The organism is Anaerorhabdus sp., assembly GCF_036637135.1.
Lineage (GTDB): Bacteria > Bacillota_I > Bacilli_A > Erysipelotrichales > Erysipelotrichaceae > Anaerorhabdus.
The window spans coordinates 1-11,287 of record NZ_JAVWNC010000060.1 but is presented as its reverse complement, the minus strand read 5'-3'; the positions used below and the strand labels follow the sequence as shown (position 1 = coordinate 11,287).

At 31.9% G+C, this 11,287-nt stretch carries 12 protein-coding genes; 1 reads left to right on the top strand and 11 read right to left on the bottom strand.

Annotated elements, in window-relative coordinates:
* Positions 1-152 precede the first annotated feature (152 nt).
* From RR643_RS09705 to RR643_RS09670, 8 genes are read right to left on the bottom strand one after another with little or no spacing between them, the layout of a single operon-like run.
* Positions 153-1,526 carry a sulfatase family protein gene (locus RR643_RS09705; RefSeq protein WP_332483092.1) on the bottom strand — a complete coding sequence of 458 codons (1,374 nt, stop codon included), beginning with the start codon at positions 1,524-1,526 and terminating at the stop codon, positions 153-155.
* A 3-nt stretch (positions 1,527-1,529) separates the two neighbouring features.
* Entirely contained in the window at positions 1,530-3,068 is a 1,539-nt protein-coding gene (locus RR643_RS09700; RefSeq protein WP_332483091.1) for a hypothetical protein, read from the bottom strand.
* 11 nt (positions 3,069-3,079) lie between these two features.
* Positions 3,080-3,802, bottom strand: coding sequence for an N-acetylmannosamine-6-phosphate 2-epimerase (locus RR643_RS09695; protein WP_332483090.1), 723 nt, complete (start codon positions 3,800-3,802; stop codon positions 3,080-3,082).
* A complete protein-coding gene (locus tag RR643_RS09690) occupies positions 3,792-4,304 on the bottom strand; it encodes a hypothetical protein (RefSeq protein WP_332483089.1) in 513 nt (170 codons plus the stop codon). The genes RR643_RS09695 and RR643_RS09690 overlap by 11 nt, the downstream gene beginning before the upstream one ends.
* 54 nt (positions 4,305-4,358) lie before the next feature.
* Complete coding sequence (locus RR643_RS09685; protein WP_332483088.1) at positions 4,359-5,192, bottom strand: PTS system mannose/fructose/sorbose family transporter subunit IID; 834 nt, start codon at positions 5,190-5,192, stop codon at positions 4,359-4,361.
* On the bottom strand, positions 5,189-5,956 hold the full coding sequence (locus RR643_RS09680) for a PTS mannose/fructose/sorbose/N-acetylgalactosamine transporter subunit IIC (protein WP_332483087.1): 768 nt from the start codon (positions 5,954-5,956) through the stop codon (positions 5,189-5,191). The genes RR643_RS09685 and RR643_RS09680 overlap by 4 nt, the downstream gene beginning before the upstream one ends.
* 34 nt (positions 5,957-5,990) lie before the next feature.
* Positions 5,991-6,473, bottom strand: coding sequence for a PTS sugar transporter subunit IIB (locus RR643_RS09675; RefSeq protein WP_332483086.1), 483 nt, complete (start codon positions 6,471-6,473; stop codon positions 5,991-5,993).
* Positions 6,474-6,490: 17 nt separating this feature from the next.
* Positions 6,491-6,892: a PTS sugar transporter subunit IIA gene (locus RR643_RS09670; protein ID WP_332483085.1), complete on the bottom strand. Its 402-nt coding sequence runs from the start codon at positions 6,890-6,892 to the stop codon at positions 6,491-6,493.
* Between the two features lie 129 nt (positions 6,893-7,021).
* Between RR643_RS09670 and RR643_RS09665 the strand changes: the two genes are divergently transcribed.
* A complete protein-coding gene (locus RR643_RS09665; protein WP_332483084.1) occupies positions 7,022-7,768 on the top strand; it encodes a GntR family transcriptional regulator in 747 nt (248 codons plus the stop codon).
* A gap of 79 nt (positions 7,769-7,847) precedes the next feature.
* On the opposite strand, the gene RR643_RS09660 is transcribed toward RR643_RS09665, so the two are convergent.
* From RR643_RS09660 to RR643_RS09650, 3 genes are read right to left on the bottom strand one after another with little or no spacing between them, the layout of a single operon-like run.
* Positions 7,848-8,720 (bottom strand): DUF2877 domain-containing protein, encoded by an 873-nt coding sequence (locus tag RR643_RS09660; protein WP_332483083.1) that lies wholly within the window; start codon positions 8,718-8,720, stop codon positions 7,848-7,850.
* Positions 8,707-9,924: a dicarboxylate/amino acid:cation symporter gene (locus RR643_RS09655; RefSeq protein ID WP_332483082.1), complete on the bottom strand. Its 1,218-nt coding sequence runs from the start codon at positions 9,922-9,924 to the stop codon at positions 8,707-8,709. Before RR643_RS09655 ends, RR643_RS09660 begins: the two co-directional genes overlap by 14 nt.
* Before the next feature lie 56 nt (positions 9,925-9,980).
* Positions 9,981-11,207, bottom strand: a complete 1,227-nt coding sequence (locus tag RR643_RS09650) for a dicarboxylate/amino acid:cation symporter (protein ID WP_332483081.1) — start codon at positions 11,205-11,207, stop codon at positions 9,981-9,983.
* Positions 11,208-11,287: the final 80 nt, after the last annotated feature.

The window sequence follows — 11,287 nt, the reverse complement described above, 5'->3', positions numbered from 1 at the left end:
GTTTGATTAGCATTGAAAAATATTTCATATTATCACCTGGTATTATTATAAACTATCTCTTACCCGTATCCTATACTATCCCAACAAATAATTGAATTATACAATTAAAAAAACAGTGATCGATCAAAATGATACCATCACTGTTTACATACTTAGTCCTTAACTCCAAGTGACACATAATCATCACTATTTTTACTTGATGCTTGAATACACGATACCTTATTAACCTTGTATTTAGATTTAACCGGAATATTCCCATTTAAAATAGGATCATTTGTTTTAATTTGAATTTGAATCATTTCATTTCTTAATGAATCAATAATATCCTTGTATTCTGATTTATTAATCAAGTTATCTCTTTCTTCTGGATCATAGTAACAATCATACAAACATTCTAAATCTTTATCTTTGCTTATTAAATCATTCTTCATAAGAAATGCTTTAGGTATCGATTCATCCATGTTAGAGAGGTTAAAATGATTCCACTCTTCATCATAATATTTAATGTATTTATATCTATTATTTCTAACACAACGCATTGGCTCATATGATGTATGAAAGTTTACTTCAGCAAATACTACATCATTGATTTTTGCATCTTTATTTTCAAAAATTTCTTTAAATGATTTTCCTTCAAGATAATTTGGCTTTTCTAACCCTAATAAATCACAAAGTGTTGGAAAAACATCTACTTGCGATATCAACTGATCCACTACGATTCCTTTTGATTTTACTTTTGGATTCCTAATAATTAAACTTACTCCAATTCCAGAATCAGTTAAATTACATTTATGGAAAGGTATCGCTACTCCATGATCTGTTGTATAAATAATAATTGTCTCATCATATAAATTTGTATCTTTTAATGCTTGAATTATCAATTTAATATTTTGATCTGCATAATATGCTGATGTAAGAAATTGTGCATGATCCTTACGATTGTCTTCATTGTTATCACAAGGCGAAATTGGTTTTACATATCTTGGATCAATTTCATCTATGATTTCACTTGGATAAATACGATGTGTACTATGCATACCATAACTTGCCATAAATGGTTTTGATCGATCATGATTTTTAAGCCAATCTACCATCTTTAATGCATTTTCTCTATCCCACAAGTGATATTCATCTTTTTTGTATTGGTTTGAATTAACTGTAAGAATTTCATCATAACCTAGTTGATGAATTCCATCAGCATTCTCATCTAAATACCAACCGGATTCATGTTGTATTCCACTAATTACTGTTTGATAGTTTTGCGACTTCAAGAAGTTTGCAAGGTGTTTACTTGGATCACTTAATGAAAATCCTCGTTGAGCAAGACCTAACATTCCATTTTGATGTGGATAGGTTCCTGTTAACATTGCAGCTCTACTTGGAGAACATGTTGGGCTACAGCAATAAGCATGTGTGAAAAGTGTACCATCCTCTGCAAGTTCTTTAAAAGTAGGTGTCGGTGCATCAATACCATATGGACTGATCGCTCTACCTGTATCATGTGTGTTTAAATAAAGTAGATTCATATTTTATTCCTCGATAAATATTGGTGAGGACCAAGCAACCGCTCCATTTTTTTGCCATACTCTAACTCTAATTTGGTTTGATTGTGTTGTATCCATGTCCATATCAATTTCTCTTTCATAAGCTATACTTGGTGCAGCTTGATTCACTTTAATTTTATATGCATTATGCCACCATGGATCAGTTCTATAGTATTCATTAAATCCAAATGTTTCATTCAATAACATTCTCGCTTCATCCATAAGTGGAATTAGATCACTAGATTTAATTATGTCTCTAATACTTAAGTTATATTCAATACCATCAATAATTAATTTCACAGATGAATTGATATCATCTTCAATTTCAAAAATAAACCCTTCTGTTGTGATTGCACTTGGGCCCATCCACTTACCTGTTGCCGTTGTTTTATAAGAGGTTAAATTAAACTCACAGCTATGATCAGTAACATGATCCAAACTTTGTCCAAATGTACTCCAGCATTTTTCAACACTTAATAACTTTCCAGGTGTTTCAAGTTTACCTACCCATTTTCGACTTTCAATGTCAGGAAAGATTCTTCTATCTGGTCCCCAGCCTAATTCCAATTGAAATTTAAATTTTACTTTTCCAGTAAATTCTTCTTTTTCCCATGTTGATGTATGTGGAATCATTATATCAACTACGTTATCTTTAATAATTTCAATTCGATCGATTGCATTACTTGCATTAACTTTGACACTTAGTTTCCCATTCTTATTCGGTTTTACAATTGATCCCATTTCACTACCATCAATTGTGAAGTTGAGTTTTATTTTATCTTTACTAACGCCATATGTACGTCTATTAATTAACGCATCCCATATATCTTCCTTTGATGGACTTTTTGCAAGTACTGCACAATATCCAAAACCATAAACACTAGGACAACTGTGATTATCACCAGCCGCAATCACTCCAATTTTCTTACCTTTATTTAATCCTGCTTCTACACATGTTTTCCCAGTTCTTGGCCCCATATGCACATGTCTTGTCATTTCAATTGGTCCATTATCATTTTCACTTGAACCATGTGATGAATATATCTCCGCAACAGGAGAAAATGTTTCATCATGTGTACTCCAATTTTTACCCCGATCACCTTGATGATATGCAAGATGATGAGGAATACCAATAGCATCTTTACCCTTAAAAGTATTGACTAAATCTGTGTAACGTAATGGATAGGCCATATTTTCTTGGTTATCTTTAAAGAAAACATTGTGGTCACCATCCAACCCTGCACCTTGCCATTCATATCCCATAAACATTGGATATCCGCTTTGGTTTACTTTATTTGTAAAATCTCTTATGAGTTCCCAATCTTTGTTGATGACATCGCTCGGGAATATATCTTCAACACCTAACCCACATTCATCTTTTCTCATTGTATATGGATAATAAGCGATAGGCCAAAAATCCATAGTTGCTTTTACTTGTTCATACCATTTTTCAAGTTCATTAATTTGTTCATGATGAATGTTGCTATGCATATCTGTCCAATAAATATTATACTGATTTTTCATATTATCCCTCCCTAATAAATCAAACTTCTCTTTTTCTTAAATCCGTTTACGTGGTCACAAAATCTTTGAGTTATTAAATGTGGTCTTGTAATTGCACTACCCACAACAACTGCATCTGCTCCATAATGAAATGCTTTTATCGCATCATCCGGTGTCCATACTTTTCCTTCCATCATGACCATACCTTTTCCGCAACAACTATCACATAGTTTTGAAAACATTTCCCAATCCGGAGTGTCTGTAGATTTTGCATCCTTTTTGAAGCGATAGAAAGTAGGCGCAACAATATCTGCACCCAATTCTATTGATTGTATTGCATCTACTTCATCTCTTACATCCGCAAAAATAAGAGTATCTGGATATTCTTTTCTTATTTCCGATATGATTTGATTCGCTACATGACCATCAATTAATCGATCAGTTCCATCAATCGCAACAATATCAGCACCTGCCTCTATTACTCTTTTTACTTCTTCCATGCTTGGTGTCATAAATACTTCTGTATCATCTCTAAATATCTTAATCAATCCGATAATTGGGAGTTCAGTAATTTTTCGTGTGTTTCTAATGTTTTCTTCTCCATTAATCCTTAACCCGCAAGCACCGCCCCATAGTGCAGACTTAACCATTAACTCAACAATATCCTCACTATAACAAGGCGCATGTTTTTCAATTTGACATGACACAATTATGCCACCTCTAAGTTGATCTAATATTTCTTTTTTATTTTTCATGTTCTATCTCCTTTTGAAGAAAAGTATAAAATGATTCTAAATTATCTCCGATAGATTGTATGGGAATTACTACCTTACTAAACTCATCATTTCTTTTGCAAAATAACATCAGATTATTCTTAGTAAAATCCATGAATTGTATATCACTGTAGTTCAATACCATTTCTCTATTGTCTTGTGTAACAGTAATCTTGTTTGCAAATTTAATTTCTGTTGAACTAAATTTTATACTCTTTTCATTTGTTACTTTATCTATTCGATTAAATATAACTTTCCAATAAACTTTGGGAAAGAAAATTACAATCAAAATGATTGAAATCCCAATAATAACAAACGAAGCAATTGATAATTTTAGTAATAAAATTGTTCCGACAATAATCAAAATCACAAAAGATATCATTAATGAAAACATCTTTTTTTGAATTCCTTTATCATTTAATGCCATATAGAAATTCAATTCTTTAATATTTTCAGGATTTAATTCATAATCAAATTTATACATATATTTCCCTCAAAAGAAGGGGCTTAATTGCAAACAATTAACCCCTACTCGTTTCTAAGCTAAGATTGTTGTGAAGTAACCAACGATAGAGATAATTAACATGATTAACATAATCTTATTAACACTCACACGTTTTTTCGCTAAAAGCCAATAAGTTACAAAAGCCATGATAAGAACTAACATCTTAGGTTGAATGCTTGTTAAAATATCATTTACATTGATTGATAATTCACCATATGTGAAGTTCAGTCCTGTGTTAATTTTACAAGTAGATGCTGTTACTGCACCGATTACAGTTAATCCAACAATATTTGCAGCACTAATAACTCTATCTTTGATACCTGTTGTTAGAATTTGTTGAACTCCATTTAACCCCAATTTATAACTGTTATAGAATAGGAACCAACTTACCGTTGGTACAATTGCCCAGAATAATGCAATGTATAATAATGGCCCAACGATAGAACCTGTTTCTGCTGAAATACCAATACCAATAGCCAATATGATTGGAATTAATGTTGATTGGAATAGAGAGTCAAACAACCCTGCACATGGTCCCATCAAGGCATTTTTAATACTTGTTGATAATTCATCTGGTACATCATCCGGATGAATTGCTTTTTCTTCTTCAATAGCTAATGCAATTCCTACAGTTAACCCTCCCCAAATTGGTTCAGTGTTAAAGAATTCCATATGGCGTGTCATTAAATCTTTTTGTTGCTCTGGATCATTTGGATAAAGTTTGTCTTTTGCTGTCCAGAACGCACGTACCAATGCTGGTGCTTGCATACGTTCCATATTTTGTGTTGATAAATTCAACCACATCCAGTTAAACCAAACTTTTCTTACATCTTTTTTATCTAGTAATCTTACATTTGTTGTTGTCATGCTGCATTACCTCCAGTAGTTGAACCCGAAGTTCTAAAATCAATTAACGCAAACACTAATGCAACAACTAAGATTGCAATAATACTTACATTGAAACTTGTGAATAAAATGAACCCAAATACAAAGTAAACCAATTCGTAATATTTCTTTACGCAAGTTTTTAAGATGATAGCGAATCCTAATAATGGAAGCATTCCTCCAAAGATTCCAATAATTGCTGAAGCTTCAGGTGGAATAGAATTCATGAGTTGTGTCATAGCTTCTGGCCCTAACAAACATGCTAAGAAAATTGGGAAGAATCTAAATATGAATAAGAAGATATTCCCCAAAATAGGAACACGTGCCGCATTATCAAGTTTACCTTCATCGATCATACGATCCATTAAGTGAACCCAATACACATTAATAATTTTTACAAAATTCCATACGAATACTCCAAGAGCTCCTAAAAGTGCTGCTAATGTAAGTGCTTCTTCAACTGTTGCTCCCGATGTCATTGCCAAAGGAATACCAATATATGCAGCAAAGTTAATATCATTCGCTGCTACCCCTCCAACTGTGATACTACCTAGATACAACGAGTTAATTGCACATCCTAGAATAATACCTGTTTTTACGTCTCCTAAAATAATACCGATAATCATACCTGCAACTAGTGGACGACCAACTGTCCACCATCCACCCATGTCACCCCATAGTGGAACTGACCATTTAGCACCGCAATATCCAAATAGTCCAATAAGTAACGCTTGAATAAATGACATAATTTCCTCCTTATATTGTTATTTATTAAAATGTTTAGATCTTTTTAGCTACCGAACTCCATTCGGTAACACTGCCACTTGCACCAATTGAATTGAAGTAAACTCTCACTCCCATGTCAGTAAGTTTTTTACATGCTTCAATGTCTTCTGGATGTAATGTAGCAAAATCTGCACATTTAACGCCATTTCTTGCCATTTGAGGACCAATGTTTAATTCTTGTTTAACTCCCTCAACTTGTTCTAGAATTGGAACTAATGTCCTTGGATTCTTCATTAGTAATAAAGTATTTTCTGAATTAGTTACTGCATCCTTTATAAACGGAATTGCTTCTTGTAACGTGTATACATTTGCCGTAATTGCTTGTGGTACAGCTGTTTGAAATATTGATTTTAAGATTGGGTTGGTTGCAGTTGAATCATCAACCACTAAAATAGTCTTGATTGAAAAATCTGAAACAATAAATTGCATACATTGACCATGAATAAGTCTTTCGTCACTTCTTACTAAACAAATCATTTTTTATCCTCCTTGATTTATTCTCCAAATATATCTTTTGAACATTTTAGTTCAACATATTCTTTACTTGATTCAACAATTTCCCTTGCTAAATCTTCTGCTTTATTTTCATATCCTTGTCTTCGAATGACTAATTCTAAGACTAATGGTAATGATGCTCCCGTTAATACAACATTCTCTGTACCTGCTATTGCAATCAACGAAGCATTGAATGGTGTCGCATTTACTAAATCTGTAACATAAATACATGATTCAAATTGATTTGTTCCTTCTTTGATTCTTTCCCCATATTCCATTAATTGTTCATCGCCAAAGAAGCAAAAGTCTAAGAAATCTTGTTGTTCTCCCGCAATCATTTCAATCGCATTTTTTAATCCCTTTGCAAAATCTGAGTGTGTACAAATTGCTATTCCTATCATATTTATCCCTCTCTTTACTATTAGCATATTCACCCAAAAACTAGTTGTCAATACAAATTTAAAGTTGTATTATATGTTATATAAAAGTTGTATTATTTCTAATCTATTTGTATAGTAAACGGAGGCAATATGAAAACAAATGATGAAAAAATCCCCAAATATCAAATTATCGAAAATGATATCATTGATAAAATTAATAACGGAATTTATTTACCCAATGCAGCACTTCCAACCGAAGCAGAAATTGCCGAGAAGTATAATTGTTCACGCGTTACAGTACGTCAGGCTTTGAGTAATTTGGTATTTAGAGGATTCATTTATAAAAATCAAGGAAGTGGAACATTTGTAAAACCTGAACAGTCAATCCAAAGAACACCACTTCTTAAGAGTTTCTCTGAAGATATCTTGGAACAAGGTAAAGAACCTCGAAGTGTTGTGCATACCTTTAATATTACTGAGGCTGGAGTAACAATGTCGAAAATACTTGGAATCAATGAAACGGACAAAATATACTTGATCGAACGTACTCGTTACGCAGATGATAAACCTGTACTTTTTGAAAGAACTTTTATGTCGGTAGATTTACATCCAGAGATGTCCATGAAAATCTTATTAGGGAGTAAGTACAGTTACGCAGAGAAGAATGGATTTGATATCGATTATGCTTATCAAACCATTGCACCTATCTTTCCACCTGAATATATAGCATCCGAATTAAATGTATCGACCAAACATCCCATATTAAGGATCAACAATCCTACGTATTTAAAAGATGGTAGAGTTTTTGATTATACAGAATTATATTTAAATACTGATTTATATCAACTAAACATCATCAAGAAAAGAGAGTTTCCTAGCGTAAAGAAAAAGACATAACACATATTTAGCGAGAATCTCTATTCCTAATTTATATATAAAAAGAGCGACTTCAAAATTCGCTCTTTTCAACAATAATCTACATAATATTTATTTTGCATAATGATAGATAAAAACCCACCAAGAAATCAATTCCTGAACTATGCCCATGATTTTTCACCTTCATAAAAGTATCAAAATTCCATGAATCTTTTTTTAAATCTTCAACAATACATAATATGTCTAAATCAAAATAACCTCTGCAAGCATTGATTATATAATACTCACTAACTTTCGTAGTTTTTCCAATGCAAATAACTTGTATTCGTTTTGCAATCGCTTCATATAATTCATTTCGATTCCTATTTTGACAATTTAAGTATAACGCAAGAAGTACCCCTACTAAAAAATCATCAGATGATGGTGTTAATCCTATTCCAACTCCTATCAACTTATTTATTATCTTTGACAAACTGTCAATATCGCCTTGATTAATATTAAAATATAATCCTTCGAGTTGTTTCATTATATGATTACAAAAATTATTTGTCGTACTATTCATTCTAATTATCGGTAGCAATCCTTCACTTTTCAATGTCATCAAAGAATTGTAAAAAGAATAAATCCATGACTCGCTAATTACATTCACATCCCAAATACAACGAATATCACAATTTTTTATTTCAGGTTGATTAAAAACAATTTTTACGTTATTCGAAAAACAATTATTTTTCATAAAAACAATCTTATCATCAACTTTAAAAAAAGAAGAAGAGAAATAATTTACTTGTATCATTTTCGGTTTTACTGAGATTCTATTTGATGCAATTACAATAATTTCTTTGTTCGCTAATTCCACATTTATTAAGTCATTAAAAACTGAATGAACTCTACCATATATTATTTCTTCATCTTCGAATATATCGAAATAATGTTTTTCAATTATTTGAGAAGATAGTTCATTTACTTTCATTAAATTTTTCTCGATCAAATTCTTTTTCATTCACAGCAATAAACATTGTAATCAAAACATCATCAATAACATTTAATAAAGTTCTTGGTATACCAGCAAACCACTCTACTCCAGCAAGTAATGCAATTCCCTCAATAGGTAATCCCACCATTGTGAACGCTACTGAGAATGCAACTAATGCACCGCCAGGAACTAGTAAATTACCCATAGTTGTAAATGTAGATATTAACACAATTATGATTTGCTGATAAAGTGTTAACTCGATACCAAAGAATTGAGCAATCATTATACAAGCTATCGAAATACTTAATGCTAGCCCATCACTATTCAAAGACATAGCAAGTGGATTTACAAGTCTAGAAACTCTTTTGCTAATCCCTAGTTTATTCTCGCAATCATGCATTTGCATCGGCAATGAAACAGCAGAAGATGTTGTTGTCATAGAAACAACAATTGTGTCTTTTAATTTAAGTAGTATTTTATGTGGCGCAACTTTTGCATATAATCCAACAACGATTAAACCAATTCCAAAAACAGATATTGCACCTATAATCATAGCAATTAAATATTTACCAAGAGGAATCAAAATTGTTATTCCATAATTCCCTGTCATTGATGCAATTAGTGCAAAAATTCCTATAGGAGCAAAAACCATGACAAGTTCAATTATTCTCATAATTACTGCATTTACACTCTTAATGAATGATAAGACATGTTGTGCCTCATCAAAGTGTACAGAAGTTGATATTGCTAAACCAAAGAATATTGAAAAAATAATAACTTGAATCATATTCCCTTCTGACATCGATTTAAAAATATTGATTGGAACAAAATTAATAATCATATCAATGATATTATTATCAATTACTGGCTTAGTAAATTCTAAAGTATTTTGAATATTAATACCGATTCCCGGTTTAATAATATTCACTACTAAAATACCTATTGTTGCGCTCAATAATGTTGTAACGAGGAAAAGCAGAATTGCTTTAATTCCAAGTTTCCCTAAATCTTTAGGGGCTATAGATCCAACAGACTCAATCATAGCTCCCATTACAAGGAACACAACAGACATTTGCATTAACCTTAAGAATATATCTCCAATAAATTTTATATCTTTCGAAAAATCAGAAAATATGATCCCAAACGCTAATCCGCAAATTGAAGCAATAATCATTTTTTTTGATAAGCTAATTTTTTTCATAATCTCACCTTAATTGGAAAGAAGGGAACATTCTTTTATGTTCCCTCAACCTTAATTTATTCAACTACATTATTTGAGTTAAAAACTTCATAATCAATTTCATTTTCATTTTTAGCAACAATTAATGCGATAAGAACATCATCCACTACATTTAATAATGTTCTAATTATTCCAGCAAACCAGTCAACACCGGCAATTATAGCAACCCCTTCAAGAGGAAGTCCTGCCATCGAGAATCCGATTGCCATTGTGACTAATGCACCACCAGGAACAGCTAAATTAGCAAATGTTGCAATTGTTGAATAAACACCTATCATCATTATATTATTAAATGATAACGGAGTTCCATAAAATTCAGCAACGAAAATACAACCGATAGCAACAGTAATAGCTAAGCCATGACTACATAAATTCATTCCAAGCGGATTAACTAAACGCGATACACGTTTACTAATCCCTAAACGAAGTTCTGAATCCTCCATTTGTACTGGAAGTGACACTGCTGAAGATGTTGTAGTTATACTTACAATAATTGTATTTTTAAGTTTTGCAAAGATACGAATTGGATTCATTTTTGCATATGCCCCAACGATAATTAATAACAATACAAGTAACGCCAAACATCCTACTGTTAATGTAATTAAGAATTTTCCTAAAGCCATAATTACAGAAGTTCCAGCAGTACCAGTAATTGATCCCACCAAAGCAAATATACCTATTGGAGCATAATACATTACAAGTTTAACAATTTGTAAAATAACTGTATTAATATTCTTAACCCAATTATATATCGCTTTACCACTATCAGTATTACTTAAGAAAGATAAAGATAGTCCAAAGAAAACCGAAAATACGATGACTTGCAGAATTTGTCCTGTTGCCATTGCTTCTACTACATTTTTTGGAAAAAATCCGATCAATAGATCCAATGGATTTCCTGTAGGTAAAGTTCCTTCAAAAGCCGCTCCCGTTACACCTGTGATTCCAACACCAGGTTGTATTAATAGAGCTAACGCAACACCAACAAATGATGCAAATAATGTTGATACAATGAATAATCCAATTGTTTGACCTCCAAGTTTCCCAATATCTTTAATATCAAGACCCCCAATAGCTTCAGTGATAGCTCCCATTACTAAGAAAATAACAGACATTTGCATTAGTCTCAAGAAAATTTCTCCAAGAAACTTTACATTCGCCATGCTTGGTCCAAATACTAAACCAGCAGCGATTCCAGCAAATGAAGCAACTATCATCCATGTTGATAATTTGATTTTTTTCATACTTTCTCCTTATTTTTTATTATTTTAGTTCCTGTCTCCCCTTTTAAAGCATATTTTGCTTTTTCTAATGATGTAATGAG